The following is a 25,116-nucleotide window of genomic DNA, read 5'->3' as shown; positions in this document are numbered from 1 at the left end:
CGGCCGTGGCGATCTCGAGGTGCAGGTCAAAGGTTCCACTGTGCGAGGTGCTGGCCGGTTTTCTTGTCCAGCAGCACGACAACCGACACCGGGTCGCGGTAGGCGTCCCAGTACACCCCGCCGCGAACGATCGAGCCCTGTGGCGCGTTGCCCAACGCGGCGTCGAGCCAATCGGATGCGTCGCACGGCCGCGGCTTGTACGCGTCGGCAAACGGCGTTACTCCGGTGAAGCTGAAATTGGTGGCCAAGATGAAGGAGTTGGGCACCCGGACCGCGCGGACCGTCACGTCGGCGCGGGTCACTGAGCTGTCGGGGAAGCTTTTGACCGGGACGCCGCTGCGGGTATAGCCAAATCCCGGCGGCGGATCGACCGGTACGACGCTGCTGACGGTGACGTCGGCGACGTAGGTGCCGGTGTCCACACGCAGCGTGTCGCCGATGTGGCCGATCGGCGCGTCGCCGGCCCACGCACGGGGCACGTCGTTGGCGGCCGCAACGCCCGCGGCGGCGACGAGCAGCGTAGCGAGGACGATCAGCCAGCGGCGCATCTGTGCCTCCTCGGCTCCCGGTGGGGGACCTTCGCATGATTGCACACGCGGCGCCGCGAAGGGGAGGGGTCGCTCGCCTCAGCCGGCATCGGTTGCGCCGGCAGCGTTGGCGCCGGTGAGCGATGCGAGCGTGGTGATCAGGTCGGCCTCGGCGCGGCTCTTGTCGACGCCGGATCGATGCAACGGCCCGTCCCCGTCCTCGAGTTCTAGCAGTGCCAGCAGCAGGTGTTCGGTCCCGATGTAGTTGTGGCCCAGCCGAAGCGCCTCGCGGAAGGTGAGCTCGAGGACCTTGCGCGCCGGGCCGCTGAACGGGATCGGCTGAGGCGGCTCGGTGACTGCCGGGGGAAGCGTGACCGCCGTACGCAGGGTTGCGATGTCGATCTCCTGCTGCTGAAGCAACACCGTGGCCAGTGCGGCCGGGTCAGTGAGCACTCCCAACAACAGGTGATCGGGGGTGATCTCGCTGCTGGCGGCTCCGTGCGCGGCGTTTTGGGCCGCGACCACGGCGTTGCGGGCCCGTGGCGTGAAACGCCTGAAGCCCTGGTTTGAATCCAGTGTGGTGGCTTCGGCTCGGGGGACGAACCGCTTTTGCGCGGCCTGTTTGGTGACGCCCATGCTCTTGCCGATATCGGACCAGGAGGCGCCCGAGCGGCGGGCCTGATCGACGAAGTGGCCGATCAAGTGATCGGCGATTTCGCCGAGATGCTCGGCGGCCAGGACGGCGTCGCTGAGTTGGTCCAACACGTCGCTGTGCACCCGTTTGATGGCGTCGATGAGCTCGTCGAGGCGGACGGGGTAGGCGGTGGGTGTGGGCTCCGGCATGACGTCAACAGTAGGTTGACGTTATGCATTGTGTCAACCGTGGATTGACGGCCTGCTTTCGTGTGCCGTGGCGTCCCGAAATTGGTCTGGCTTGAACTGGGGCGGGCCGGAGCAATAGTCAATACCTGTGGATCAAGATTCTTTAGGCGGCCTCCTCCTGGGTCTTGTCAACGACCGCTTCGTCGGGTCGTTGGACGAGTTTGCCGTTCTCGAATTTGGCACCCGCACGGACGAGGGCGATCAGGTGTGGTGCGTTGACCGCGCGCCAGCGTGACTGGGCGGCCTCGATCAGCTTGTAGGCCATGGCGATTCCCGCCGTGCGCGAGCCCGGCCCTTTGGTGATCTTGCTCCGATTACGCACTGTCGAGAAGGTGCTTTCGATGGGGTTAGTGGTGCGCAAATGCACCCAATGCTCGGCCGGGAAGTCATAGAAGGCCAGCAGCAGCCCGAGGTCGTCGGTGGTCTTGGCGAACGCCTTGGTGTACTTCGCGCCGTAGGCTGACTCGAATGCCTTGACCGCGTTCAGCGCGTGGCGTTTGTCCTCGGCGTTCCAGATCTCGGCGAGGGCTTTCTTCGCCCCGGGGTGCGCTGATTTCGGCAGCGCGGCAAGAACATTCGAGATCTTATGAAACCAGCATCGCTGTTCTTTGGTCTGCGGGAACACCTCGCGCAGCGCGCCCCAGAACCCCAGCGCGCCGTCCCCGATCGCCAGTACCGGCGCGCGCATGCCGCGCCGCTTGGCATCGCGTAGCAGATCGGCCCACGACTCAGTCGCCTCGCGGTAGCCGTCGGTGAGCGCGATCAGCTTCTTGCGCCCGTCGGCGCGCACCCCCATCAGCACCAACAGGCACAGCTTGGACTCCTCCAGGCGCACATTGACGTGGATGCCATCAGCCCAGACATACACATAGTCCACACCCGAGAGGTCGCGTGCCGAAAACGCCTTCTGCTCGGCCTGCCAGGTCTGGGTCAGCTTGGTGATGGTCGCCGCCGACAGCCCCTTGGCCGAGCCCAGAAACTGCCCCAGCGCCGGCCCGAAATCCTGCGACGACAGACCGTGCAGGTACAACAGCGGCAGCACCTGCTCCACCCGCGGGGTCTTGCGCACCCACGGCGGCAGGATCGCCGAACAAAACCGCAGCCGCTCACCGGTTTCTGAGTCAACCCGGCGGTCGTTGACCCGCGGGGCGTGCACCTCGATCGCGCCCGCGGCCGTGGTCACCTCACGCGGCTCGTGATAGCCATTGCGCACCACCAGCCGATGCCCGTTCTCGTCGCGCTCATCAGCGAACTGGGCGCGATAGGCGGCCACCTCCGCCCGCACCGCCGCGGCCAGCGTCTGCTGAGCACCCTCGCGCACGATCTCATCGATCACCGATGAAACCGGGCCCGCCAACGCGACCGGCGCAGCCGAACTCTCACGATCGCCGGCCTCAGGGACTACATTGAGCATTGGGTCGTACCTCAACGACCGTTTGCAGCCGTTCGCAGAAGGCGAGCGCGGTGGTGATCAGCTCCGTCAGCTCGGTTGCGCGGGTGCGGCGTGCCCCGGTGAGTTCGGTGGACGCGACAACAGCGTGATAGCGGGCGTCGACCAGGCGCTTGCAGCAACAGGCCAGGCTAGCCAGCGGGCGGCAGGCGCATCTGGTGGGGTCACCGTCGGTGTCGGCGTGGGCACAGAACAGGGGCTCGCGGGGTGTGGGCATGAGAGGAACCTTTCGGTGGTTGCACCGAGTCAGTTCACATTTAGTTCACGCAGCCCAGATTTTGTGGATGAAACCGCAGGTCAATCGTGGTGCGCGATACTGGGATTGAACCAGTGACCTCTTCCGTGTCAGGGAAGCGCTCTCCCGCTGAGCTAATCGCGCTGGGGGTTGAACCTGGAGGTGGAGACGGGAATCGAACCCGTGTGCACGGCTTTGCAGGCCGTTGCCTCACCACTCGGCCACTCCACCGCTGGGATTTGATGCCACTAGCACCTTCGAGCGGATGACGGGATTCGAACCCGCGACCCTCACCTTGGCAAGGTGATGCGCTACCAACTGCGCTACATCCGCGCGCAACGAACGAGATCGTCGCCCGGTGCGAAGCACGACGATAGTCGAGGTGAGCGGGCCCACACAAATCTCTTGGTACGTTGCGGCTCTAGGCTATCGCAGCCCCTATGTGAAGCGCACGTAGACTGCTGCTGACGATGTCTTGCACGTGCTAATCTTCGACCTCGTTCGTCTCCTCGGCGCCGGTCCCGTGGCTCAGTGGGAGAGCGTCCGCTTCACACGCGGAAGGTCGCTGGTTCGATCCCAGCCGGGACCACTAGGTCAGGGAGCATTATTCGTTGGCGGCAGGCGACAGTGGCTGCTCGAACCTCGTGAGCGAGATCGTAGTGGTAAGCAGTGAATGCTGGGTGCCCACGAGCTCCGTCGTGGGGGCGTGGTGAATTCAGCGCGACGGCCATGACGACACTTTTCCCCGCCCTCATCAACATTTACGGCCTCAAACGCCTCCTAACGGGCTTGTTCATGACTTCTGCCCCGAGGTTTAGCGGTCAAGTTCGGAGAGATCGCGGCGAAACCGGCGCGCCAACTCATGACCTCCGCTGGGAGCCCCGTTTCGTTTCCCCGCCCGATCAGTTCTGATGACCAGGTGGCGCAATTGTCAGCCGGCCAGGAAAACCAGCAATGCACGGTCGAGCCTGACCATGTTTTTGGCCGATAACCGACCAACCTGCCGCGTCAGGCTGGTGCGGGGGATGTTGTCACCTTGTCGACCGTCAGGCGACTGGTCTCGGTCAGCCCGGTGGTGTTGGACGCTGGGGCCGGGATTCGCATCAGGGATGCCTGGACATCACGCGTGGTAAACGGCACAACGGTAACCGAGGCCGTCGAATCGAACCGGTCATTCTGGATGACCGCGACCGGCGTGGCTTGCCGGTGTAGGCACCACGCGCCGCCGCGGTGTGGATGTCGCCGCGCCGCACGTCAGGTGGCGTCGTCCCAGTCGACCGATACCGCATCGACGAAGGCTTGATCGTCGTCCTCGTATTCGCGGGCCGCGACGAGCGCCGACGGACGGTGTGCTTCGCCGACAAATTCGGGTGCGTTCACATCGGGAACCCAGATCTGTATCGGCCGCAGACCTCGTTGCCGCAGCCGCTCCCGATATCGTCGCACGCGATCTCGGGCAGCCGCTTTGTCGAGACTACGAACAGGGCAGATCAACAGGAACCCATAGGGCCGAACAGGGCCGAGCTTTTTGACCAAGCGCTCCACACAGGCTAATGCGGCCACTCGGCAAGTCTCTAACCAGTACAAATGCGATCCGCTGGTGCCTAGCCGCCGTACACGCGGAAAATCCGATCCCAGCCGGGATCTCACGTATCGGCGCAGCACCGAGCGTGGCACACGCTATCTGGTCTTGGCGGTGGCCAGCAGCTCGGCGATCAGGGCTTGGACGCGGTCTGCGATGTCGTCGCGGATCATGCGCACAACGTCGAGGGGCTGGCCGGCGGGATCGGGTAGTTTCCAGTTGCGGTAGGAGACACCCGGGAAGTAAGGGCAGGCATCGCCGCAGCCCATCGTGATGACGACGTCGCTGGACTGGACCTGCCCGCCGGTGAGCAATGTGGGGGCATTGGCGGTGATATCGATGCCCATTTCGGCCATCGCGGCCACAGCCGTCGGATTGACCTGACCGGCGGGCTCGGTTCCGGCCGAACGGACTTCGATGCGGTCACCGGCCAAGTGGGTCAATAGCCCGGCGGCCATCTGGGAACGTCCGGCGTTGTGCACACAGACGAATAGGACGCTGGGTTTGTCGGCATCGTGGGTCGCGTTGGGACCGGCGAGGCGGTTGCGCAGCGCCAGGGACACATAGACCAACCCCACCAGGACGGGTACCTCGATCAGGGGCCCGACGACTCCGGCCAGGGCTTGCCCGGAGGTGGCGCCGTAGGTGGCGATGGCCACCGCGATGGCCAGCTCGAAGTTGTTGCTCGCGGCGGTGAACGCCAGCGTGGTGGTGCGCCGATACCCTAGCCGCAGCGCCGCCCCCAGTAGGTAGCCGCCTACCCACATGATGGCGAAGTAGGCCAGCAGCGGCAGCGCAATGCGTGCGACGTCCAGCGGTCGGCCGGTGATCTGATCTCCTTGCAGCGCAAAGAGAATCACGATCGTGAACAGCAAACCGTAGAGCGCCCACGGTCCCACCTTGGGCAGGAAGCGGGATTCATACCAGTTGCGGCCCTTGGTCTTTTCGCCGATCCGCCGCGACAGGTAGCCGGCCAGCAGCGGGATGCCGAGGAAGATCAGCACCGACTTGGCGATCTGCCACGGGGATGTGGCGATGGTGGTCTGCTCGAGGCCCAGCCAACCCGGTAGCACCGACAGGTAGAACCAGCCGAGCGCGGCGAACATGGCCACCTGAAAGATCGAGTTCAACGCGACGAGCACGGCGGCGGCTTCGCGATCCCCGCAGGCCAGGTCGTTCCAGATGATCACCATGGCGATGCAGCGAGCCAGGCCCACGATGATCAGCCCGGTGCGGTACTCGGGCAGATCCGCCAGTAGCAGCCAAGCCAGCGCGAACATCAACGCCGGGCCCAGTACCCAGTTCAGCAGCAGCGAGCCGAGTAGCAGCTTGCGGTCACCGGTGACGGTGTCGAGGCGGTCGTAGCGCACCTTGGCCAGCACCGGATACATCATGATCAGCAGGCCTAGCGCGATCGGCAGCGAAATCCCGTCGAGCTGAACCCCTTCTAGGGCGGTGTGCAGGCCGGGAATCCACCGGCCCAGTAGTAGCCCGGCGGCCATTGCCGACCCGATCCACACCGGCAAGAAGCGGTCCAGCGTCGAGAGTTTGCCCACCACCGCCGGGGCCGCGGTGCGGGTGACCGTCTCCGTCATGCCGGTGCCCCCAGGGCGGGTGCGGCATCGGCATGCACGCTGAGCAGGTTCGACAACACGGTCAGCGCCTCGGGGACCACGGCGTAGTACACCCACGAGGCCCGACGCCGCGAGGTCAGCAAACCCGCGTCGCGCAGCACCTTGAGATGATGCGAAATCGTGGGCTGGCTCACCTCGACTCCCGCGGAAATGTCGCAGACGCAGGCCTCGCCGCCGGCGCGACTGGCAACCGAGCTCAGCAGCTGCAATCGCACCGGATCGGCCAGGGCTTTGAACCGGGCCGCCATTTCGGCCGCGGCCGGAGGATTCAGCGGTTCGCGCACCAGCGGCGCGACTACGCAGCTCGCCACCTCTGGTAACGGATGCAGATTCGACATACATCAATATTGACAAATATCGAATCAGGTCCGCAAGCGGCCACGCGGTGAACGGCGCTACGCGGGTTAGGGGGCATTGAGTGGCCTGGGGTGGGCTCCGCGGCTTGGAGACGCACCCCGGGGTCAGGCCTACAGTTAGCCGCTTGCGCCAACGGCGACTTGGCCGTCGCAGCACATGCTTGCTTCGCCGTCGCTGGTGTCGTTGTGCCGAGGACCGCTGCCGAAGGTCTCGGAGTCGGCCAGCACGGTATAAACCTCCCAGCGTTCCCCACCCGGGCCGGTCACCCACACCTTGTCCTGGGTGGCAAAGCAACACGTGGTGCCGATCTCCTTCTCGGTGACCAGTCCGGCTTCGGTCAACCGGGCGATTTCGGCATGCACGGTGTTGCTCGAGCCGACTTCCACACCGAGATGGTTGAGGGTACCGCCGGTGCCGGGGTTCTCCAGCAGCACCAACTTAAGCGGCGGATCGGCGATCGCGAAGTTGGCGTATCCGGGCTTGCGTTTGGCGGGCTCGGCGTTGAACAGCCTGGAGTAGAACGTGATTGCGGCCTCCAGGTCGTCGACGTTGAGGGCTAGCTGAACGCGGGACATTGGTAGACACCTCCCAGTTGTTTGACTTATATCAAAATAGCGCCGAACCCAGTGTGCAACATCTCTTTGATATATGTCAAGGTATCTGGCAGGGTGGGCCTATGCCCAAGTCGCTGCCCGTGATTGACATCTCCGCTCCCGTGTGCTGCGCCCCGGTGGCGGCGGGGCCGATGAGCGACGGCGACGCCTTGGCGGTGGCGCTGCGGCTGAAGGCCCTGGCAGACCCGGCACGAGTCAAGATCATGTCCTACCTGTTCAGCTCGCCGGCCGGCGAGCAGGTCAGCGGCCAACTAGCGGCGGCGCTCAGCCTCAGCGATGGCACCGTCAGCCACCACTTGGCCCAGCTGCGCAAGGCCGGCCTGGTCATTTCCGATCGCCGGGGCATGCACGTCTTCCATCGGGTACATCCTGAAGCCCTGCAAGCGCTGTGTACCGTGCTCAACCCGAACTGCTGCGCCTGATCCGGGAACCATAGTTGTAGCCAACACCGGTGTCTGGCTGAGCGCGGGTGACGGGAAGCATTTGGGGTGCGCGATTGGTTGGGGGGCGGCAGGGCAGCGGATCTCGTAGGCTCGCAACCATGGTGGTGCGGTCAATCCTGCTATTCGTCCTGGCGGCGGTTGCGGAGATCGGTGGCGCGTGGCTGGTATGGCAGGGCGTCCGCGAGCAACGGGGTTGGCTTTGGGCGGGACTCGGAGTTATTGCGCTTGGGGTCTATGGGTTCTTCGCCACATTGCAGCCGGACGCCCATTTCGGTCGGGTCTTGGCCGCCTACGGTGGTGTGTTTGTCGCCGGTTCGCTCGCCTGGGGCATGGCCCTGGACGGGTTCCGGCCCGACCGGTGGGATGTCATCGGTGCCCTTGGCTGCATGGCCGGGGTAGCCGTGATCATGTACGCCCCTCGCGGCCACTGACTGCTGCGGCGCGCCCGACTTGATCGCGACCTGCATCGTGGATGTCCGAAGTGGATTACCTTGCAAGGCAAGCGATACCGCATGCGCGCCTGACGCGAACATCGTCGCGCGGCGGTGCGATCGGCCCTAGCGGTGGGGCCACCGGCGGTCGGCTCGGTGCTCTTACGGCCGGGATCAGCAACGGGCTGGACCGGCCGTGCCCTTGCCGAGCGCAGTATCGACGGTCGGGTAGATGGGCAGCACTCGGCTCAGCCCACCCGCTTCGGCGATCCGGGCGACGATCGGCTGGTGGCTCACCAGACGCAGGTCGATGCCGCGGCACCGACATCGTTGTGCCTCGTCGGCCAGTGCGGCGAAAGCGCAGCAGCCCATGAAATCGAGCCCGGTGACGTCGACGATGAGCGGTCCGGGCGCCGTGACGCCGGCGGCGGCCTCGGTGACCAATTGACGCCAGAGATGCTCGTTGCGGCCATCGATCTCGCCGCCCGCGTGGATCAACAACGCTGCCCCGCTGCCGTCAGTGGTTGCCCGCAGCGTGCTGTGTGGGTCGCCTAGCTCGTGGACGAGCCGTGGGCTGAGCGGGTGGGGACTAGAGCGTGGTTCTGTAGTGATCAGGCCCATGATGCGCTCCTAATCGACGGCGTACAGCCACCGCGGCGGATGCCCCGCACTGTCCGAAGACAAGCTTGTCAAGTAATTTCAGATCTCATTTTTATGACATGACTGGAGATCTGTCTAGATTGCAGCTCCTGTGAGCGTGGGTACCGGATTCAAGCCGGTCGGTCACGCCGCGGTGGTACCGGCTTTGCGGCAGTGCTCGGCCTCGAGTTCGGCGATCGCACGCGAAGTGCGTTCGCGCAGCAAGATCGCGGCCGTAATGCCGGCGATGACCGCGATGACCAGCGCGATCCAGGAGAACCGTTCCAACCAGTGCTGGGCGGCCATCCCGGCGAAGTAGACCAGTGCAGTGGTGCCGCCGGCCCAGCAGATGCCGCCTGTGACGTTGGCGGCCAGGAAGCGCGGGTAGGGCATCTTCAGGGCGCCAGCGAGCGGTCCGGCGAATATCCGCAGCAGCGCGATGAAGCGACCGAGGAACACGGCTCGGACTCCCCATCGGTTGAACAACCGTTCAGCAAGCGCGACATGACCGGGGCCGAAGTGTTTTGGGAACCTCCGGCCCAGCCGGTCGAATAGCGGTAAGCCGAAGCGGCGGCCGATCGAGTAGCCGATCGAATCGCCGACCACGGCGCCGATCACCGCAGCGCCGCCGACGCCGATCGGGTTGACGGCCAGCTCGGGGTGCGACGACAACACCGCGGCACTGACCAGCACGATCTCGCCGGGAAGGGGGATGCCCAGGCTCTCGATCCCTACCACCGCGCCGACCACCAGGTAGACCATGAGCGGCGGGATCGACTGCAGCAGGGCCTCCACATCCATGGGTAAAGAATGCCTGACCGGTGCCGGGTGCGTCCCGCCATGTACTTCTCAACTCCGATTCCGCCGCGTCGGGTGCAATGTTCCGCACGACCCGCGCGGCCGACGATTCGACCCGAACCCAAGCGCGCGGTGACGGGTCGCCCCAGCGTTTGCCAGGAGTGAAAGTTCCAGTTGCGCACGACTTTTGGCTCCATTTCAAGATAGGAAGCGTTTGCGTAACCGGTTGAAAGCCATGGGGTACGGGCAGGCTTGATAGCTCTCATGCAGCTCCCTGGCCAGCTCGTGGACCGGGGTCGCGGTGGTATCCAGCTCGAAGTCGTACTCGGCGTCGGCGTGGGCAGCGCGCGCACTGCCGCGGTTCCACCCGGGGTGGCGATCGCCGCGTTCTAATTCCCGGCGGGCACCCTCCTCGTCGGATACGTGGACCCCGACCATCCAGACTCGGCAGCCCTCAAAAACCCGCAGAGCGTCTACCAGCCACTCACGTGTCCAGATCACGTCGTCGGCGATGACGTTCATTCCGTTGTCCAGGTATGCCCTGATGGCGCGGTAGCGGGAATGCATGGCCAGGTCCAAGATGGGGCCCGGGTGCACGGTGAACCACTCCAGCCCGTCGGCCTCGACCGCGCTGTCCCATGTGTAGTACTCGGGCCGCACCCGCGCAAGGTCAAGCTGCTCTGGCGGCAGCGCAAACCAGAACAGATCTATCCCAATGTGCATCCAACACTCGGCGGCAAGATCCTGAAACGCCAAGGCGAGCGACGTCTTTCCCGCGCTGGATCCGCCGTTGAGGAGGATGAGTTTGCCCTCTGGCATACCCGCCATAGCCGCAAGACGATATCGCATCCGCCGGGCCCGGGTCGGGTTTATCACTCAGCGCCGGTACGGTGTGCGGCTGCTGTGGTCCACCGCGCTGCATCGGCGTTTGCTAACTGCGCAGTTCTGCACACCCACACCGGTAACAGTTTGGCCCATGCGGCGGTCGAATCCGGTCGCTAACCAAGGGCTCTGGCGGTCGTAGCGAAGAGTACGCGCCGGCGGCCAAATGGCCTCCGCCGTCTGCGAGGCGGGATAGGATTTGTTGCTGCCGAGTGCTCGATGATCCGCGGCGACCATGCGGGTTGTCCGGTCCAGGAGGTCGCAGATGTCATTTGTGATTGCGGTGCCGGAAGCATTGACGATGGCGGCTTGGGATCTGGCCAACATCGGGTCGACGATCAACGCGGCGAATGCGGCGGCGGCATTGCCGACCACGGGGGTGGTGGCGGCTGCCGCGGATGAGGTTTCGGCGGCGGTTGCGGCCTTGTTCGGGTCGTACGCGCAGAGCTATCAGGCTTTTGGTGCGCAGCTGTCGGCGTTTCACGCCCAGTTCGTGCAGTCCCTTACGAACGGCGCGCGCTCATATGTAGTTGCCGAGGCCACCAGTGCTGCGCCGTTGCAGGATTTGTTGGGCGTGGTAAATGCCCCCGCCCAGGCGTTGTTGGGGCGCCCGTTGATCGGCAATGGCGCTAACGGGGCCGACGGGACGGGGGCTCCCGGTGGGCCGGGCGGGCTGTTGCTTGGCAACGGCGGGAATGGCGGATCGGGTGCGCCGGGTCAGCCAGGTGGTGCTGGCGGGGATGCGGGGTTGATCGGTAACGGCGGGACTGGCGGTAAAGGTGGGGACGGGCTGGTCGGGTCCGGTGCTGCCGGGGGTGTCGGTGGTCGCGGTGGGTGGTTGCTGGGTAATGGCGGGACCGGTGGGGCTGGTGGGGCTGCAGGGGCCACTTTGGTCGGCGGTACTGGCGGTGTCGGTGGGGCGACGGGGTTGATCGGCAGCGGGGGCTTCGGCGGTGCTGGCGGGGCCGCGGCGGGGGTGGGCACCACCGGCGGCGTGGGCGGGAGCGGTGGCGTCGGCGGCGTGTTCGGCAATGGTGGATTCGGCGGGGCCGGTGGCCTTGGCGCCGCCGGCGGCGTCGGAGGGGCGGCCAGCTACTTCGGCACCGGGGGCGGTGGCGGCGTTGGTGGGGACGGTGCGCCCGGTGGTGACGGCGGTGCGGGTCCGCTATTGATCGGCAATGGCGGTGTTGGGGGTCTGGGTGGGGCCGGGGCGGCCGGTGGTAATGGCGGTGCCGGCGGGATGTTGTTGGGCGATGGCGGTGCCGGCGGACAGGGTGGGCCGGCCGTGGCGGGTGTCCTGGGCGGGATGCCCGGCGCGGGCGGCAACGGCGGTAATGCCAACTGGTTCGGGTCCGGTGGTGCCGGCGGCCAGGGTGGCACCGGTCTGGCCGGGACAAACGGGGTCAACCCCGGCTCGATTGCGAACCCCAACACCGGTGCGAACGGTACCGACAACAGCGGCAACGGGAATCAAACTGGCGGGAACGGGGGTCCCGGCCCCGCCGGTGGCGTCGGCGAGGCTGGCGGCGTCGGCGGGCAGGGCGGGCTGGGGGAGTCGCTCGACGGCAACGACGGCACCGGCGGTAAGGGTGGAGCCGGGGGTACTGCAGGTACCGATGGCGGTGCCGGCGGCGCTGGCGGCGCTGGCGGCATAGGTGAGACCGACGGCAGCGCCGGCGGCGTGGCTACCGGGGGTGAGGGGGGTGACGGTGCCACCGGAGGGGTCGACGGTGGCGTGGGTGGTGCTGGCGGCAAGGGGGGGCAGGGGCACAACACGGGTGTAGGTGACGCTTTCGGCGGTGACGGCGGAATCGGCGGTGACGGTAACGGGGCACTAGGCGCGGCGGGCGGTAACGGCGGCACCGGTGGTGCCGGTGGAAACGGTGGACGTGGCGGGATGTTAATCGGCAACGGCGGCGCCGGTGGGGCCGGCGGGACGGGCGGCACCGGTGGTGGTGGCGCCGCCGGCTTCGCGGGCGGTGTCGGCGGCGCGGGCGGAGAGGGTCTCACCGACGGTGCGGGTACCGCGGAAGGCGGCACCGGCGGTCTGGGGGGCCTCGGCGGTGTCGGCGGTACCGGCGGCATGGGTGGCAGCGGCGGTGTCGGCGGCAACGGCGGGGCGGCTGGGTCGCTCATCGGGCTTGGTGGTGGCGGGGGTGCCGGCGGTGTCGGCGGCACCGGTGGCATCGGCGGCATCGGTGGTGCCGGCGGCAACGGTGGCGCCGGCGGCGCGGGTACCACCACCGGCGGGGGAGCGACAATTGGCGGTGGCGGCGGTACAGGCGGCGTGGGGGGCGCTGGTGGCACTGGCGGTACCGGCGGCGCCGGCGGGACCACCGGCGGCAGCGGCGGAGCCGGCGGGCTGATCGGGTGGGCAGGAGCTGCCGGCGGCACCGGCGCAGGCGGCACGGGTGGGCAAGGTGGCCTCGGCGGCCAGGGCGGCAACGGCGGCAACGGCGGGACCGGCGCGACCGGCGGTCAGGGCGGCGATTTCGCGCTGGGCGGCAACGGGGGCGCCGGCGGCGCGGGTGGGTCACCGGGTGGCAGCTCCGGCATCCAGGGCAATATGGGCCCGCCCGGCACCCAGGGCGCCAACGGATAGTTGTTGCCGTTAGGCGCGAACATCACGCTCGCCGAACTGCCCGAACCCGAACTGCGGCAACTGTTTCCGCACGAGGAGCTGCAGATCCCGGTATCCTGCGGGGGCCTCGGCGCTGGTGCCGGCGGCCGCATGGACATGCGGGCCGTCGGACTCGTGCCGGTACGCCGAGCGTCGCGCTACCGCACAGGCTTCTTTGTGCTGATTCACAGCTACCTCACATTAATGGGCCGCGGCGCGAGGTTACGGTTGTCTCGTTGATCCCGAATACGGAATAGAGCAACGAAGTGAATGCCTACGACGTATTAAAGCGCCACCACACCGTGCTTAAAGGACTGGGCCGCAAAGTCGGCGAGGCGCCGGTGAATAGCGAAGAGCGCCATGTCCTTTTCGACGAGATGCTCATCGAGCTGGACATTCACTTCCGCATCGAGGATGACCTGTACTATCCTGCCCTTTCCGCGGCCGGCAAACCAATCACGGGTACCCACGCCGAGCACCGTCAGGTGGTTGATCAGCTCGCGACGCTGCTGCGCACTCCGCAGCGCGCGCCCGGGTATGAAGAAGAGTGGAACGTGTTCCGGACCGTGTTGGAGGCGCACGCCGACGTAGAGGAACGCGACATGATCCCCGCTCCTACACCGGTGCACATCACCGATGCCGAGCTCGAGGAGCTCGGTGACAAGATGGCAGCTCGCATTGAGCAGTTGCGCGGCTCACCTCTGTACACACTCCGTACCAAGGGCAAAGCAGACCTCCTGAAGGCCATCTAGCGGTTGTCAGCGCTAGGCGGGCCCGGGTTCGGGCGAAAAGAATTCTGGCCTACTCCACGACCGATTGTGGTGATTGGATAGATACCGCGTTCAGCTAGCGGGGCAGATCGGCGGGCGTAAGCGCAAATCCGACAGGGAGGCCGCGATGACAGACAACGAGCACGTTGGAAAAACCTGCCAAATTGATGTGCTGATTGAGGAACACGACGAGCGCACCCGGGCGAAGGCGCGGCTGTCCTGGGCAGGCAGGCAGATGGTGGGTGTTGGTTTGGCGCGACTCGATCCGGCCGATGAGCCGGTGGCCCAGATCGGCGACGAACTTGCGATCGCCCGGGCCTTGTCGGATTTGGCGAATCAGCTATTCGCTTTGACGTCGTCGGATATCGAAGCCAGTACCCATCAGCCGGTCACGGGTCTGCACCACTGAAGAAGGCGGTCGCGACGGCTGGAATGTTCGCCGTTGATTCATCCTTTGACACAGCCCAAGGGAACAAGGCGAGCCACTTTGCGCGCGAGGCCACTCTGATGGCTGGCTTCGATGACCTCGTCGACGTCTTTGTAGGCCTCCGGCTTTTCCTCGGCGATACCCCTACGAGAGGTACCGCGGACGATGATGCCACGTTTTGCGAGGCTGGCGCGTATCGCTTCACCGCTGGTGTGGCGGGCGGCCTGGTGACGGCTCAGTACCCGCCCAGCACCATGCGCGGTGGAAAAGAACGCCGGGTTGCCGGTGACCCCGGCAAGCACATATGACGCCGTACCCATCGTCCCGGGTATCAGCACGGGTTGGCCGACCGCTGCCAGTTCGGCCGGCAGCTCGTGATGGTGCGGCGGCAGCGAGCGGGTGGCGCCCTTGCGGTGCACGCACACCGAGCGCAGCTGACCGTCGATCGGATGCGACTCGATCTTGGCCAGGTTGTGCGACACGTCGTAGAGCAGGTCCAGAGGTGTTCCGGTTGCATCAGCGAACACACGACGCGTCGCCTCGGTCAGCAGTTGGCGGTTGGCGCGTCCGTAGTTGGCCGCCGCCGCCATCGCGGCGAGATAGGCCTGCCCATCGGGGGAGTGCACCGGCACACAAGCCAATTGGCGATCGGGCACCGCGATTCCGTATCGGCCCATGGCTTGTTCCATCTGGCGGACGTGATCCGTGCAGATCTGATGGCCCAGGCCCCGTGAGCCGGTGTGGATCATCACGCAGACGGTTCCTTCCGCCAGACCCATCGGCGCGGCCGCAACCGGATCGTAGACGCGGTCCACGGCCTGGACTTCCAGGAAGTGGTTGCCCGAGCCAAGGCTGCCGATCTGCCCAAGCCCGCGTTGGAGGGCCCGGTCACTGATTTTGGCCGCGTCCGCTCCTGTCATCACACCGCCGTCTTCGCACCGCTCGAGGTCTAGCGCGACGCCATGCCCCTGTTCCACCGCAAACCGGGCACCACCGGTGAGCACCTCCTGCAGCGTGTTCCGGTCGGGTAGTCGCCACACACCCGCCGTGCCCACTCCGCGCGGTATCGCGCGATCAAGCCGGTCCATGACCGCCGGCAACCGTGGTTGCAGCTCCTCGCGGTCCAGCCCTTCGCCGACCAAGAGTCTTACGCCGCACGAAATATCGAAGCCGACACCGCCTGGGGAAACGACTCCATCATTGTCGACGTCGGTTGCGGCCACGCCGCCGATTGGGAAACCATATCCCCAGTGCACATCGGGCATCGCATACGAGGCCCGGACAATCCCCGGCAGCGTAGCCACGTTGACCACTTGCATCAGGGCCATGTCGCCTTCGTCACGAGGCAGCAACGACCTGGACGCGAACACGATCCCGGGCACCCGCATCGCGCCCTCTTGTTCGATCCGGAACCGGTATGGGGTCTCCTCGACGATTTTCATGAATCAGGTCTCAATTCACACATCGAGCGTTACCGCACATCGCCAGCCGTGGCGACCCTGCGAGAACCGAAGTTCGTTGAGTGACACCGCCTTCGGCACGGCACCCACCTGAACTAGCGTACTCGCATCGGTCGTTGCGAATGTGACGTCGACACCCCCGTCAACGTCGCGCAGCCTGAGATCGACAGGCGTTTCACCGACGGTGTCCAGCAAATAAATGACCTCCTCGAGCACCGCGACCAGTAGATCGTCGTCGTGATCCGCGGTCAGCCGGCGCAGCCGGGTATGGACCGCGTGCGCGGATTCCAGGTCGAGGAAGCTCTCGACGGTACCCAGCACCGCCTGCCGGATACAGCCGTCACGGGTCGGTGCCCAGGCTTCGATTCGCAAGTCCGCCGTATGCGGCACGGACCGATGCCCTGAACTGGTGCCCGGTTTGCCCGCCTGAACGCAACGCGCCAAGGCGCGCAGGGGATTTGTCGCTCGTAGGCGGGCGCAAGGAACATCCAACCCGCGGGGCCGCGGCGGATTGATGTGATCGTCGCGATGCAGCATCCTAGGATCTATGGCTGCCGAGTCGGTTGGTGGCGGCATAACGCAGCAATGCGCCCACCCCATCTAGTGGCGCGATCCGGTTGTCGTCACGGACCAATGCGGCACCTACCGCGATCGCGGCGAATGGCAACGCCTCATCGGCCCTTGCCACGCGATCTACCGGTTCGCCGAGTTCGGACAACATGTCGGCATCCCGCGCGACCGTAGTACGCGCTTTACCGGTGACCACGGTGGCCTCGCCTAGCTCTCCGACGATCAGCGTGTCGACGTCGCCGTCACGCAGAGCCGCACACACCTCCGCCAACCCTTGGGCTGCCAGCCCCGATCCGCGTCCGATCTCCGCCTCAAATTGTTGTGCGACATTGGTGATTTCGGCGTACCGCCGCCGGGTGAACTCCGCGGATGTCAGGTCCCAGATCTCTTCCTCGTCTAAGGCGCTTTTGCGCGGTCCGGCATGCAGCTGCGACACCCGGACCGCCACCCGCTGCGGCAATGTGGAAAGCAGGTCTGTGCGTGACCGCACCTCGCCGGACACGAACACCACCTCGGGGTCGGCAGCGTCTACCAGTCGGGTGAGATGGTCGGCGACCGCGCGGCAGTTCATTCGGATGGCTTCTTCGGTGGTGTGCTGGAAGTCGCCGTAGCCGTTCCAGCCGGCGGTGACCGGCTTGTGCACCGGGTAGCCGACCCCATCGATTTTCGTGGAACTGATGGTGGCCCCCTGATACAGCTTGACGTCGGCGCCGGTGTGATCAACCGCGGCAAATACATACGTCGGTCGCCGCATCTCAAGGTCTATCAATGGCACGACGTACGGATAATCCGACAGCCGAATCACCGTAGCCGGTGGTGGGCCGATCAGATGCTCGTTGACCAGTACTTGCTCGCGGGTCGCGATCAGCGCGCGGCCACGCTGGCCGACGGCCGGTCGAGAATCCCGCACCGCCTCTTCGAGGCTGTCGATGAGCTCCTGCTTCGCGTCGCGGCTTTCGAGATGCTTCCGGACATCGCGCCACGTCGCTTCCCGGCGCTCGACGGCATCAAGAGTGTCGTGCGAGTCGTCGAAATACACCGAGGCGAACGGACCTTCTGCGGCTACCAGCCACCGGAGACGTTCTGATCGCATGTTGTTCTCTCCGCTGTTTTGTGCTGATACGTCACCGTTTATGCAGATGCCCGCCAATGCATGCTTGGTGGATCAACCGGTGATCTCTTCGCTGTCGAGACTGACCAGTACGACGCGGAAGGGTATGTGCCCACGGGTTTCATGACTCAAACCCACTGTTGCCCATAAGGATCCTGGTAGAGCAGTACATGTAGCTTGCTGCAATGCTATCAGGGTGTGGCATGGCCATGTCTTCTATGCGTCGTGGCACCTTCGATCGTTGTGCGGTCCAGCGGGAAGGCATAGGGACCAAAGTCATCCACCGGATCGGCAATCGTCCCTTCGGGACGACACCGTTAGGTGGTGCTTAGACCGCAACGGCAATCTCAACGGACAGGTGCTCACCGATTGCGTACGCAGCGGGCCAGTCGCCGATCCGCACCGCACGCGCAAGCTCATCGGCCAACGGGCTTTGGGCGCCCAACTCCGACAACCAGCCGGACACGGTGCTAGTGATCTCGTCACCAGGCACCCGTGCTGTGCGCCCGTCGTGCAAGCGATCGGTCACCTGATAGATGGTGGCGGCTTGCACCTTGCGCGGGTGCCATATCGCTAGATTCATCATCGCCTCCTGGTGCACCCCCCACCTGCCGATCCGACCACATCGGCCGGCCCATGCGTAGGGGCCAACAGCCCGAATACCGGAGTGCCTCGGTCGTTGCGTGGACATGCCGAAGTCCGTGTCCACTGGGGTCTTTCGTCACTTCACTGGCCCACAAAGCCCCGGGGACCGTCGATGTGCCCGGTCGCGCCGCGTCCACCTCGGTCATCGACCCCACGACGAGGACGCCATCGGCCGCGACCAAGCCCCGTGAAACTCAGACGGCGTGCTGGCCGGGCTGCGGCACCTGATCACCTCAGGGCACTTGGGCCACCACAACGGGCCGCCGGTCTCGACAGTGGCCACCACCACACAGGTGACTTCCGGCGGGACGTAAGTCCCTAACGTGTCGTTCCGCACGCGGTTAGCTTTGCTGCCATGGCAAGTTCTGTGAGCGACGGCACCCACGAACGCTCGGCTTTTCGCCTGAGTCCACCGGTCTTGAGCGGCGCCATGGGACCGTTCATGCACACCGGTCTGTACGTCGCTCAATCGTGGCGCGACTATCTGGGTCAACAGCCCGATAAACTGCCGATCGCGCGGCCCACTATTGCCTTAGCGGCGCAAGCCTTTCGAGACGAAATCGTCCTGCTGGGCCTCAAGGCACGACGTCCGGTCAGCAATCATCGAGTGTTCGAGCGCATCAGCCAAGAAGTGGCCGCTGGACTGGAGTTCTATGGGAATCGCGGATGGCTGGAGAAGCCTAGCGGATTTTTTGCCCAGCCCCCACCGCTCACCGAGGTCGCGGTCCGAAAGGTCAAGGACCGCAGACGCTCCTTTTATCGCATCTTCTTCGACAGTGGGTTTACGCCGCATCCGGGTGAACCGGGCAGCCAACGGTGGCTCTCATACACTGCGAACAATCGCGAGTACGCCCTGTTACTGCGGCACCCAGAGCCGCGTCCCTGGCTGGTTTGTGTACACGGCACCGAGATGGGCAGGGCCCCGTTGGATCTCGCGGTGTTCCGCGCCTGGAAGCTGCATGACGAACTCGGCCTAAACATTGTCATGCCGGTTCTTCCGATGCATGGTCCCCGCGGGCAAGGTCTGCCGAAGGGCGCCGTTTTTCCCGGAGAAGATGTTCTCGACGATGTGCATGGGACGGCTCAAGCGGTGTGGGATATCCGGCGGCTGTTGTCCTGGATACGATCGCAGGAGGAGGAGTCGCTGATCGGGTTGAACGGTCTCTCGCTGGGCGGCTACATCGCGTCATTGGTCGCCAGCCTCGAAGAAGGTCTCGCCTGCGCGATTCTCGGTGTCCCAGTGGCTGATCTGATCGAGTTGTTGGGCCGCCACTGCGGTCTTCGGCACGAAGACCCCCGCCGCCACACCGTCAAGATGGCCGAACCGATCGGCCGAATGATCTCGCCGCTCTCACTTACGCCGCTGGTGCCCATGCCGGGCCGCTTTATCTACGCGGGCATTGCCGACCGACTCGTGCATCCACGCGAACAGGTGACTCGCCTCTGGGAGCACTGGGGCAAACCCGAAATCGTGTGGTATCCAGGCGGTCACACTGGCTTCTTCCAGTCGCGGCCGGTACGACGGTTTGTCCAGGCTGCGCTGGAGCAGTCGGGCCTGTTGGACGCGCCACGGACACAGCGCGACCGTTCCGCCTAACTCCGCGCCGAGCGTGGGCTGGCTGCGCCGAATGTGCACTGGTGGCGGAGACACACCCAGGCGATGCCGCCCTGGTTGCACGTTCGGCGTGTCAGCTTGTGACGGATGTGGCAACCCGGCTCCGCCAGGACCTACGACCACGGTCGCAAAGCCAACGGATTGGCCCCGTCGCGAGGCTCAGGTGCCTGTCGGCGTCTTCAGCTTCCGTCGAAACGAGCCTTCATGGTTGTCAGTTGTTCCATTGCCGGTTACCCCGATCGGGGCAGAGTCCCGCGGAGTGGTGGGCTTCGACGTTGAGTTCGTCGGTGCCTACTGGCCGCCGCTGATTGCGGCGACCACAGCATTATCGCTATCGGGGTAGAGCAACGCCATAGAGGCCTCGGAGAGGTAGCGGCGCTCGCTGGCCTGCCATTCGTCGTGCATGTCGGCCAGGACGGCGCCCACAAGGCGGATCACGGCTGCAGGATTCGGGAAGATCCCCACGACGCGGGAGCGTCGCTTGATCTCCTTATTGATGCGCTCCAATGGATTGGTCGACCAGATCTTTTGCCAGTGCGCCTTGGGAAATGCGGTGAACGCCAATACTTCTGCCCTGGCGTCGTCCATCAGCGGGCCGATCTTGGGAAACGACGCGGCGAGGCGATCACGGACCTCCTCCCAGGTCGCGTGCACCGCCTCGGCGTCGGGTGCCGAGAAAATCATTCGAAACATGCTGGCGACCATGTCGGCCTTGTCCTTGGGCACGTGGGCGAGCAGATTGCGCGCGAAGTGCACCCGACAGCGCTGATGCCCAGCGCCCTGGAAACAGCGCTTCAACGCCTTCACCAGCCCGGCGTGCTGGTCACTGATCACCAGCCGGACACCACCGAGGCCGCGCCCCTTGAGCGAGGTCAGGAACCCGCGCCAGAAGGTCTCATCCTCGCTGTCGCCGACGTCGAGGCCGAGGATCTCGCGTGACCCGTCGGCGGCGATGCCGCTGGCAACGATGACGGCCATCGACACCACCTGGCCAGTACCGTTGCGCACGTTGAGATAGGTGGCGTCGAGGTAGACGTAGGGGAACTCGATGTGCCCGAGCGTGCGGGTGCGGAACGCGCCGACGATCTCGTCGAGTCCGGCACAGATCCGCGACACCTCGGATTTGGAGATGCCGGTCTCCACACCCATCGCCTCGACCAGGTCGTCGACCGCACGGGTAGAGATACCGTGCACGTAGGCCTCCATCACCACCGCGTACAAGGCCTGATCGATCCGCCGGCGCGGCTCGAGGATCGCCGGGAAGAAAGAGCCCTTGCGCAGCTTAGGGATTCGCAGTTCCACGTCACCGGCCTGCGTGGACAGCACCCGCGATCGGGCACCGTTGCGATCGGTCACCCGAGTGTCGCTGCGTTCATAACGGGCAGCGCCGATCCGTTCAGTGGCTTCGAGCTCGATGAGTTCCTGCAACACCAGACGGACGGCATCACGGATCAAGTCGACGCCATCACCAGTGCGGAACGCGTCGAGCAACTCGGACAGGGCAGACTGTGGCAAGGCCATCGGCGGGATCTCCTTCGGTGCGTGCTTGGCGGTACACACCGACGATCTCGCCGACGGCCCCTACCTCATCGGAGCCACTCCGCAACAACCCCTAAACCCACCACGCTGCGGGACGCTTACCCGATCGGGGCCGATCGGCATCACTATCGGTCCTGCGGCCGCCCATAGCGCTATATCCGGCTGGTGAAATCAATTGACAGCCTTCGACTTTGAGGTGGCCTACGGCGAGGACAAGCCAGGCAAGCCAGCTGCCTCAACGCGCGCCAGTACGGGTCCATCGACCCGCGGCCCACGGGTCAAACGACCCTAGTGTTCGCTACGGCGTGGTCGTACCTTCGGCAGCAGATCAGCAATAGCACCCCGACGCGAGGAGGATCCCGATGACCACCGCACGCGACATCATGAACGCAGGTGTGACCTGTGTTGGCGAACACGAGACGCTAACCGCTGCCGCTCAATACATGCGTGAGCACGACATCGGCGCGTTGCCGATCTGCGGGGACGACGACCGGCTGCACGGCATGCTCACCGACCGCGACATTGTGATCAAAGGCCTGGCTGCGGGCCTAGACCCGAATACCGCCACGGCTGGCGAGTTGGCCCGGGACAGCATCTACTACGTCGATGCGAACGCAAGCATCCAGGAGATGCTCAACGTCATGGAAGAACATCAGGTCCGCCGTGTTCCGGTCATCTCAGAGCACCGCTTGGTCGGAATCGTCACCGAAGCCGACATCGCCCGACACCTGCCCGAGCACGCCATTGTGCAGTTCGTCAAGGCAATCTGCTCGCCCATGGCCCTCGCCAGCTAGCGACCTCGGATCATCCGCCGGCACGAAAGGCTTTATCCGCCAGCATCGGAGGTACCCAATGCGTGATGCGATCCCGCTTGGGCGGATCGCCGGGTTTGCGGTGAACGTCCACTGGAGCGTGTTGGTGATCCTGTGGTTGTTCACCTGGAGTCTGGCGACCATGTTGCCGGGTACCGTCGGAGGCTACCCGGCCGTGGTCTATTGGCTTCTCGGCGCAGGTGGCGCGGTCATGTTGCTGGCGTCGCTGTTGGCTCATGAGCTCGCGCACGCCGTCGTCGCTCGTCGCGCCGGGGTATCCGTTGAGAGCGTGACGTTGTGGCTGTTCGGCGGGGTGACCGCGCTTGGCGGCGAGGCAAAGACGCCCAAAGCCGCTTTCCGGATCGCGTTCGCGGGTCCGGCTACCAGCCTGGCGCTGTCGGCGACATTCGGTGCGTTGGCCATCACGCTCGCCGGCGTGCGGACCCCGGCCATCGTGATCAGCGTTGCTTGGTGGTTGGCTACTGTCAACCTGCTGCTGGGGCTGTTCAATCTGCTGCCTGGCGCGCCGTTGGACGGTGGGCGGTTGGTCCGGGCCTATCTGTGGCGCCGCCACGGCGATAGTGTGCGCGCCGGGATCGGTGCGGCGCGGGCCGGACGGGTGGTTGCGCTGGTCTTGATCGCGTTGGGATTGGCCGAGTTTGTGGCTGGTGGCCTCGTCGGTGGGGTCTGGTTAGCCTTCATTGGCTGGTTTATCTTCGCTGCCGCTCGCGAGGAGGAGACCCGGATTTCGACCCAGCAGCTGTTTGCCGGGGTGCGTGTGGCCGATGCGATGACCGCCCAACCGCATACGGCTCCCGGATGGATCAATGTCGAGGATTTCATCCAGCGTTACGTGCTTGGTGAACGGCACTCGGCATATCCGGTTGCCGATCGGGACGGATCGATCACGGGCCTGGTGGCATTGCGCCAGCTGCGCGATGTTGCGCCCAGCCGGCGCAGCACTACCAGCGTAGGTGACATTGCGCTGCCGCTGCACAGCTTGCCGACCGCCCGACCACAAGAGCCGCTGACCGCGCTCCTAGAGCGGATGGCACCGCTCGGCCCGCGCAGCCGTGCGCTGGTCACCGAAGGGAGCGCGGTGGTCGGCATCGTCACTCCCAGCGATGTCGCGCGGCTGATTGACGTCTACCGGTTGGCCCAGCCGGAACCGACCTTTACCACGAGTCCCCAAGATGCGGACAGGTTTTCCGATGCGGGGTGATCGAGCATCGGGAAATGTCTGGGAGAGGAGAGCCGACGATGAAACCAATCATTGTTGGTATCGATGGTTCGCACGCGGCGATTACGGCCGCATTGTGGGGGGTTGACGAGGCCATCAGCCGAGCGGTGCCGCTGCGACTGGTCTCAGTGATCAAGCCGACACATCCGTCCCCGGACGACTACGACCGCGACCTTGCGCATGCTGAAAGATCGCTTCGGGAAGCGCAGTCCGCTGTTGAGGCCGCGGGCAAGCTCGTCAAGATCGAAACCGACATCCCCCGCGGGCCAGCCGGCCCGGTGCTTGTGGAGGCATCGCGCGGCGCCGAGATGATCTGTGTCGGCTCCGTGGGAATCGGGCGCTACGCCAGCTCGATCTTGGGTTCGACGGCAACCGAGCTGGCCGAAAAGGCGCATTGCCCGGTCGCCGTCATGCGCTCAAAAGTGGACCAGCCAGCGTCCGACATCAACTGGATCGTGGTGCGCATGACCGACGCACCGGATAACGAGGCCGTGCTGGAATACGCTGCCCGGGAAGCGAAGTTGCGGCAAGCGCCCATACTGGCACTCGGCGGGCGACCGGAGGAGCTCCGGGAGATTCCGGACGGCGAATTCGAACGTCGCGTGCAGGATTGGCACCACCGTCATCCCGATGTGCGCGTCTACCCGATCACCACTCACACGGGTATTGCCCGGTTCCTGGCCGACCACGACGAGCGCGTACAGCTGGCAGTGATCGGCGGTGGTGAGGCCGGTCAGCTAGCGCGGCTGGTCGGGCCATCCGGACATCCGGTGTTCCGTCACGCCGAGTGTTCGGTGCTTGTCGTTCGCCGCTGAACCTAAGTCAGCGACTCGCGTGCCACGATGACCGGCGTCCGCGCCAGCTGAGCAACGGTTTCGCCTACCGACCCCACCAGCATTCCGGCGTAGCCGCCGCGGCCCCGGCTGCCGACCACGACCAGCTGGGCTTCCTCGGAGCGTTGGACGAGCTGGCGGGCCGGCTGATCGCGCACCACCACGCGGGTTATGGCTACGTTGGGATACCGCTCCTGCCAACCCGCCAACCGCTCGGCCAGCACCTGCTCGGCCATCGACTGAGTTGCCGGCCAATCGATTCCGGGCCACTCCGACACATCAACGTCGCTCCATGCGTGCAGCGCCACCAGGTCCACGTTTCGCCGCGACGCTTCGTCGAATGCGATTGCGGTCGCCAGCTCGGAGGCCGACGAGCCGTCAACGCCAACTAGCACCGGCGCTTGCTGGGGATGCGGCATCACCGAATCTTCGTCGTGGATGATCACGACCGGACAGTGCGCGTGGCGGAGCAGGCCGGAACTGACCGAACCGAGCAGCCGGCCCGGCCACCGCCCACTTCCGAGACAACCCACGACCATCAGCACTGCGTCTTTGGACATGTCGACCAATGTGGGAACGGCTGCCGCCGGAACGATTTCACTGTGGACCGTGGGGGGACCAGCGCGCAGCGAAGCCTGTTCAACCACCTTGAGTGCGTCGTCGATCAGGCGGCGCCCGTGATCCTGCTGCCATCGCAGCACGCCCGGCGGCAGTGGCACCTCCAGCCAGGTGGCTACTTCCGGCGACACCGCGTGCACGAGCGTCAGAGGGATTTTTCGCAACTCCGCATCCCGAGCTGCCCACCGCACCGCAACCTGTGCGGCCGGTGAATCGTCGATCCCGACGATAATTCCCAGAGATGAATTGCCCGATGACATCGCGGTCCTCCTGTCGTTGGCTGATCGCCCGCTCGGCCGATGTGGCTTGTCCCTACCGCACGACGGTAACGGGGGAGGAGGGTTTTGCTCAGGAGGCGTTTGTCACTAGCCCAACGGGCTTA

The 25,116-nt window shown here is 65.4% G+C and carries 29 protein-coding genes, 4 tRNA genes and 1 pseudogene; 13 read left to right on the top strand and 21 right to left on the bottom strand.

What is annotated here, in order from left to right:
* Positions 1-26 precede the first annotated feature (26 nt).
* The 3 genes from MCAN_RS14160 to MCAN_RS14150 all read right to left on the bottom strand — a co-directional run bounded on the left by MCAN_RS14160 (position 27) and on the right by MCAN_RS14150 (position 2,823).
* Positions 27-548, bottom strand: coding sequence for a hypothetical protein (locus MCAN_RS14160; protein WP_003413846.1), 522 nt, complete (start codon positions 546-548; stop codon positions 27-29).
* Positions 549-626: 78 nt separating this feature from the next.
* Entirely contained in the window at positions 627-1,370 is a 744-nt protein-coding gene (locus MCAN_RS14155) for a Clp protease N-terminal domain-containing protein (RefSeq protein ID WP_014001374.1), read from the bottom strand.
* Between the two features lie 142 nt (positions 1,371-1,512).
* Positions 1,513-2,823 carry an IS256 family transposase gene (locus tag MCAN_RS14150; RefSeq protein WP_014001373.1) on the bottom strand — a complete coding sequence of 437 codons (1,311 nt, stop codon included), beginning with the start codon at positions 2,821-2,823 and terminating at the stop codon, positions 1,513-1,515.
* An 11-nt stretch (positions 2,824-2,834) separates the two neighbouring features.
* Between MCAN_RS14150 and MCAN_RS23660 the strand changes: the two are divergent.
* A pseudogene (locus tag MCAN_RS23660) lies at positions 2,835-2,951 on the top strand (hypothetical protein); the annotation flags it as partial.
* Positions 2,948-3,193 (top strand): hypothetical protein, encoded by a 246-nt coding sequence (locus MCAN_RS21730; protein WP_014001372.1) that lies wholly within the window; start codon positions 2,948-2,950, stop codon positions 3,191-3,193. The pseudogene MCAN_RS23660 and the gene MCAN_RS21730, both read left to right, overlap by 4 nt.
* Here MCAN_RS21730 and MCAN_RS14140 read toward each other — a convergent pair.
* The 3 genes from MCAN_RS14140 to MCAN_RS14130 form a co-directional block, all read right to left on the bottom strand.
* Positions 3,164-3,238: transfer RNA gene (locus tag MCAN_RS14140), tRNA-Val, on the bottom strand. The genes MCAN_RS21730 and MCAN_RS14140 overlap by 30 nt on opposite strands.
* 13 nt (positions 3,239-3,251) lie before the next feature.
* Positions 3,252-3,325, bottom strand: a tRNA-Cys gene (locus MCAN_RS14135).
* Positions 3,326-3,354: 29 nt separating this feature from the next.
* Positions 3,355-3,427 (bottom strand) — tRNA-Gly (locus tag MCAN_RS14130).
* Between the two features lie 184 nt (positions 3,428-3,611).
* Between MCAN_RS14130 and MCAN_RS14125 the strand changes: the two genes are divergently transcribed.
* A tRNA-Val gene (locus MCAN_RS14125) sits at positions 3,612-3,683 on the top strand.
* Between the two features lie 419 nt (positions 3,684-4,102).
* Here MCAN_RS14125 and MCAN_RS23980 read toward each other — a convergent pair.
* The 5 genes from MCAN_RS23980 to cadI all read right to left on the bottom strand — a co-directional run bounded on the left by MCAN_RS23980 (position 4,103) and on the right by cadI (position 7,242).
* A complete protein-coding gene (locus MCAN_RS23980) occupies positions 4,103-4,234 on the bottom strand; it encodes a hypothetical protein (RefSeq protein WP_003413709.1) in 132 nt (43 codons plus the stop codon).
* 114 nt (positions 4,235-4,348) lie between these two features.
* Positions 4,349-4,540 carry an antitoxin MazE family protein gene (locus MCAN_RS14120; protein WP_003912823.1) on the bottom strand — a complete coding sequence of 64 codons (192 nt, stop codon included), beginning with the start codon at positions 4,538-4,540 and terminating at the stop codon, positions 4,349-4,351.
* Positions 4,541-4,774: 234 nt separating this feature from the next.
* Complete coding sequence (arsB, locus tag MCAN_RS14115; protein WP_014001370.1) at positions 4,775-6,271, bottom strand: ACR3 family arsenite efflux transporter; 1,497 nt, start codon at positions 6,269-6,271, stop codon at positions 4,775-4,777.
* On the bottom strand, positions 6,268-6,648 hold the full coding sequence (locus MCAN_RS14110; RefSeq protein WP_003899407.1) for an ArsR/SmtB family transcription factor: 381 nt from the start codon (positions 6,646-6,648) through the stop codon (positions 6,268-6,270). Before MCAN_RS14110 ends, arsB begins: the two co-directional genes overlap by 4 nt.
* Before the next feature lie 135 nt (positions 6,649-6,783).
* Entirely contained in the window at positions 6,784-7,242 is a 459-nt protein-coding gene (gene cadI, locus MCAN_RS14105) for a cadmium-induced metalloenzyme CadI (protein WP_003413675.1), read from the bottom strand.
* A gap of 101 nt (positions 7,243-7,343) precedes the next feature.
* Here cadI and MCAN_RS14100 point away from each other — a divergent pair, with 101 nt between their 5' ends.
* Positions 7,344-7,703: an Rv2640c family ArsR-like transcriptional regulator gene (locus MCAN_RS14100; RefSeq protein ID WP_003413665.1), complete on the top strand. Its 360-nt coding sequence runs from the start codon at positions 7,344-7,346 to the stop codon at positions 7,701-7,703.
* A 119-nt stretch (positions 7,704-7,822) separates the two neighbouring features.
* Positions 7,823-8,155: a YnfA family protein gene (locus tag MCAN_RS14095; protein ID WP_003413663.1), complete on the top strand. Its 333-nt coding sequence runs from the start codon at positions 7,823-7,825 to the stop codon at positions 8,153-8,155.
* A gap of 174 nt (positions 8,156-8,329) precedes the next feature.
* Here the strand turns inward: MCAN_RS14095 and MCAN_RS14090 are convergent, their stop codons facing one another.
* The 4 genes from MCAN_RS14090 to MCAN_RS14075 all read right to left on the bottom strand — a co-directional run bounded on the left by MCAN_RS14090 (position 8,330) and on the right by MCAN_RS14075 (position 10,711).
* A complete protein-coding gene (locus MCAN_RS14090) occupies positions 8,330-8,776 on the bottom strand; it encodes an anti-sigma factor antagonist (RefSeq protein WP_003413657.1) in 447 nt (148 codons plus the stop codon).
* A gap of 162 nt (positions 8,777-8,938) precedes the next feature.
* Positions 8,939-9,595: a DedA family protein gene (locus tag MCAN_RS14085; RefSeq protein ID WP_003413654.1), complete on the bottom strand. Its 657-nt coding sequence runs from the start codon at positions 9,593-9,595 to the stop codon at positions 8,939-8,941.
* A 195-nt stretch (positions 9,596-9,790) separates the two neighbouring features.
* On the bottom strand, positions 9,791-10,468 hold the full coding sequence (locus MCAN_RS14080; protein WP_003899406.1) for a chloramphenicol phosphotransferase CPT family protein: 678 nt from the start codon (positions 10,466-10,468) through the stop codon (positions 9,791-9,793).
* Positions 10,469-10,711 (bottom strand): hypothetical protein, encoded by a 243-nt coding sequence (locus tag MCAN_RS14075; protein WP_014001369.1) that lies wholly within the window; start codon positions 10,709-10,711, stop codon positions 10,469-10,471.
* 28 nt (positions 10,712-10,739) lie between these two features.
* Between MCAN_RS14075 and MCAN_RS14070 the strand changes: the two genes are divergently transcribed.
* From MCAN_RS14070 to MCAN_RS14055, 4 genes are all read left to right on the top strand, one after another.
* On the top strand, positions 10,740-13,076 hold the full coding sequence (locus MCAN_RS14070; protein ID WP_014001368.1) for a PE family protein: 2,337 nt from the start codon (positions 10,740-10,742) through the stop codon (positions 13,074-13,076).
* Between the two features lie 3 nt (positions 13,077-13,079).
* Complete coding sequence (locus MCAN_RS23655) at positions 13,080-13,334, top strand: hypothetical protein (protein ID WP_230872209.1); 255 nt, start codon at positions 13,080-13,082, stop codon at positions 13,332-13,334.
* 26 nt (positions 13,335-13,360) lie between these two features.
* A complete protein-coding gene (locus MCAN_RS14060; protein WP_003413625.1) occupies positions 13,361-13,846 on the top strand; it encodes a non-heme di-iron catalase in 486 nt (161 codons plus the stop codon).
* 145 nt (positions 13,847-13,991) lie between these two features.
* Positions 13,992-14,273, top strand: coding sequence for a DUF1876 domain-containing protein (locus MCAN_RS14055; RefSeq protein WP_014001367.1), 282 nt, complete (start codon positions 13,992-13,994; stop codon positions 14,271-14,273).
* A gap of 38 nt (positions 14,274-14,311) precedes the next feature.
* Here MCAN_RS14055 and rtcB read toward each other — a convergent pair whose 3' ends face one another.
* The 4 genes from rtcB to MCAN_RS14035 all read right to left on the bottom strand — a co-directional run bounded on the left by rtcB (position 14,312) and on the right by MCAN_RS14035 (position 18,018).
* Positions 14,312-15,733 (bottom strand): RNA-splicing ligase RtcB, encoded by a 1,422-nt coding sequence (rtcB, locus tag MCAN_RS14050; RefSeq protein ID WP_181518776.1) that lies wholly within the window; start codon positions 15,731-15,733, stop codon positions 14,312-14,314.
* A gap of 15 nt (positions 15,734-15,748) precedes the next feature.
* Entirely contained in the window at positions 15,749-16,288 is a 540-nt protein-coding gene (locus MCAN_RS14045) for an archease (protein WP_014001365.1), read from the bottom strand.
* Between the two features lies 1 nt (position 16,289).
* On the bottom strand, positions 16,290-17,414 hold the full coding sequence (locus MCAN_RS14040) for an Rv2629 family ribosome hibernation factor (protein ID WP_014001364.1): 1,125 nt from the start codon (positions 17,412-17,414) through the stop codon (positions 16,290-16,292).
* 346 nt (positions 17,415-17,760) lie between these two features.
* The gene (locus MCAN_RS14035) at positions 17,761-18,018 is read right to left on the bottom strand and encodes a hypothetical protein (RefSeq protein ID WP_085982000.1); all 258 of its coding nucleotides are present in this window, start codon (positions 18,016-18,018) and stop codon (positions 17,761-17,763) included.
* Positions 18,019-18,432: 414 nt separating this feature from the next.
* On the opposite strand from MCAN_RS14035, the gene MCAN_RS14030 reads away from it, so the two are divergent.
* Complete coding sequence (locus MCAN_RS14030; protein WP_014001362.1) at positions 18,433-19,674, top strand: alpha/beta hydrolase family protein; 1,242 nt, start codon at positions 18,433-18,435, stop codon at positions 19,672-19,674.
* Positions 19,675-19,983: 309 nt separating this feature from the next.
* On the opposite strand, the gene MCAN_RS14025 is transcribed toward MCAN_RS14030, so the two are convergent.
* Positions 19,984-21,213, bottom strand: a complete 1,230-nt coding sequence (locus MCAN_RS14025) for an IS256-like element IS1553 family transposase (RefSeq protein ID WP_014000877.1) — start codon at positions 21,211-21,213, stop codon at positions 19,984-19,986.
* Between the two features lie 380 nt (positions 21,214-21,593).
* Here MCAN_RS14025 and hrp1 point away from each other — a divergent pair, with 380 nt between their 5' ends.
* The 3 genes from hrp1 to MCAN_RS14010 are packed head-to-tail and all read left to right on the top strand — an operon-like array spanning position 21,594 to position 24,098.
* Entirely contained in the window at positions 21,594-22,025 is a 432-nt protein-coding gene (gene hrp1, locus MCAN_RS14020) for a hypoxic response protein Hrp1 (RefSeq protein ID WP_003413598.1), read from the top strand.
* 58 nt (positions 22,026-22,083) lie between these two features.
* Positions 22,084-23,265: a site-2 protease family protein gene (locus MCAN_RS14015; protein ID WP_014001360.1), complete on the top strand. Its 1,182-nt coding sequence runs from the start codon at positions 22,084-22,086 to the stop codon at positions 23,263-23,265.
* Between the two features lie 38 nt (positions 23,266-23,303).
* Positions 23,304-24,098 (top strand): universal stress protein, encoded by a 795-nt coding sequence (locus tag MCAN_RS14010; RefSeq protein ID WP_041180125.1) that lies wholly within the window; start codon positions 23,304-23,306, stop codon positions 24,096-24,098.
* Positions 24,099-24,100: 2 nt separating this feature from the next.
* Here MCAN_RS14010 and MCAN_RS14005 read toward each other — a convergent pair whose 3' ends face one another.
* Positions 24,101-24,994, bottom strand: a complete 894-nt coding sequence (locus tag MCAN_RS14005) for a universal stress protein TB31.7 (RefSeq protein ID WP_014001358.1) — start codon at positions 24,992-24,994, stop codon at positions 24,101-24,103.
* Positions 24,995-25,116: the final 122 nt, after the last annotated feature.

The organism is Mycobacterium canetti CIPT 140010059 (assembly GCF_000253375.1).
Lineage (GTDB): Bacteria > Actinomycetota > Actinomycetes > Mycobacteriales > Mycobacteriaceae > Mycobacterium > Mycobacterium tuberculosis.
Note: the sequence above shows the minus strand (reverse complement) of the source record. Positions and strands in the feature narration are given on the sequence as shown.

Coding starts and splice junctions, on each gene's coding strand:
- MCAN_RS14160 (WP_003413846.1), bottom strand. CDS start 548: ATGCGCCGCTGGCTGATCGTCCTCGCTACGCTGCTCGTCGCCGCCGCG.
- MCAN_RS14155 (WP_014001374.1), bottom strand. CDS start 1,370: ATGCCGGAGCCCACACCCACCGCCTACCCCGTCCGCCTCGACGAGCTC.
- MCAN_RS14150 (WP_014001373.1), bottom strand. CDS start 2,823: ATGCTCAATGTAGTCCCTGAGGCCGGCGATCGTGAGAGTTCGGCTGCG.
- arsB (WP_014001370.1), bottom strand. CDS start 6,271: ATGACGGAGACGGTCACCCGCACCGCGGCCCCGGCGGTGGTGGGCAAA.
- MCAN_RS14110 (WP_003899407.1), bottom strand. CDS start 6,648: ATGTCGAATCTGCATCCGTTACCAGAGGTGGCGAGCTGCGTAGTCGCG.
- cadI (WP_003413675.1), bottom strand. CDS start 7,242: ATGTCCCGCGTTCAGCTAGCCCTCAACGTCGACGACCTGGAGGCCGCA.
- MCAN_RS14100 (WP_003413665.1), top strand. CDS start 7,344: ATGCCCAAGTCGCTGCCCGTGATTGACATCTCCGCTCCCGTGTGCTGC.
- MCAN_RS14095 (WP_003413663.1), top strand. CDS start 7,823: ATGGTGGTGCGGTCAATCCTGCTATTCGTCCTGGCGGCGGTTGCGGAG.
- MCAN_RS14090 (WP_003413657.1), bottom strand. CDS start 8,776: ATGGGCCTGATCACTACAGAACCACGCTCTAGTCCCCACCCGCTCAGC.
- MCAN_RS14085 (WP_003413654.1), bottom strand. CDS start 9,595: ATGGATGTGGAGGCCCTGCTGCAGTCGATCCCGCCGCTCATGGTCTAC.
- MCAN_RS14075 (WP_014001369.1), bottom strand. CDS start 10,711: ATGGTCGCCGCGGATCATCGAGCACTCGGCAGCAACAAATCCTATCCC.
- MCAN_RS14070 (WP_014001368.1), top strand. CDS start 10,740: ATGTCATTTGTGATTGCGGTGCCGGAAGCATTGACGATGGCGGCTTGG.
- MCAN_RS14055 (WP_014001367.1), top strand. CDS start 13,992: ATGACAGACAACGAGCACGTTGGAAAAACCTGCCAAATTGATGTGCTG.
- rtcB (WP_181518776.1), bottom strand. CDS start 15,733: ATGAAAATCGTCGAGGAGACCCCATACCGGTTCCGGATCGAACAAGAG.
- MCAN_RS14045 (WP_014001365.1), bottom strand. CDS start 16,288: ATGCTGCATCGCGACGATCACATCAATCCGCCGCGGCCCCGCGGGTTG.
- MCAN_RS14040 (WP_014001364.1), bottom strand. CDS start 17,414: ATGCGATCAGAACGTCTCCGGTGGCTGGTAGCCGCAGAAGGTCCGTTC.
- MCAN_RS14035 (WP_085982000.1), bottom strand. CDS start 18,018: ATGATGAATCTAGCGATATGGCACCCGCGCAAGGTGCAAGCCGCCACC.
- MCAN_RS14030 (WP_014001362.1), top strand. CDS start 18,433: ATGGCAAGTTCTGTGAGCGACGGCACCCACGAACGCTCGGCTTTTCGC.
- MCAN_RS14025 (WP_014000877.1), bottom strand. CDS start 21,213: ATGGCCTTGCCACAGTCTGCCCTGTCCGAGTTGCTCGACGCGTTCCGC.
- hrp1 (WP_003413598.1), top strand. CDS start 21,594: ATGACCACCGCACGCGACATCATGAACGCAGGTGTGACCTGTGTTGGC.
- MCAN_RS14015 (WP_014001360.1), top strand. CDS start 22,084: ATGCGTGATGCGATCCCGCTTGGGCGGATCGCCGGGTTTGCGGTGAAC.
- MCAN_RS14010 (WP_041180125.1), top strand. CDS start 23,304: ATGAAACCAATCATTGTTGGTATCGATGGTTCGCACGCGGCGATTACG.
- MCAN_RS14005 (WP_014001358.1), bottom strand. CDS start 24,994: ATGTCATCGGGCAATTCATCTCTGGGAATTATCGTCGGGATCGACGAT.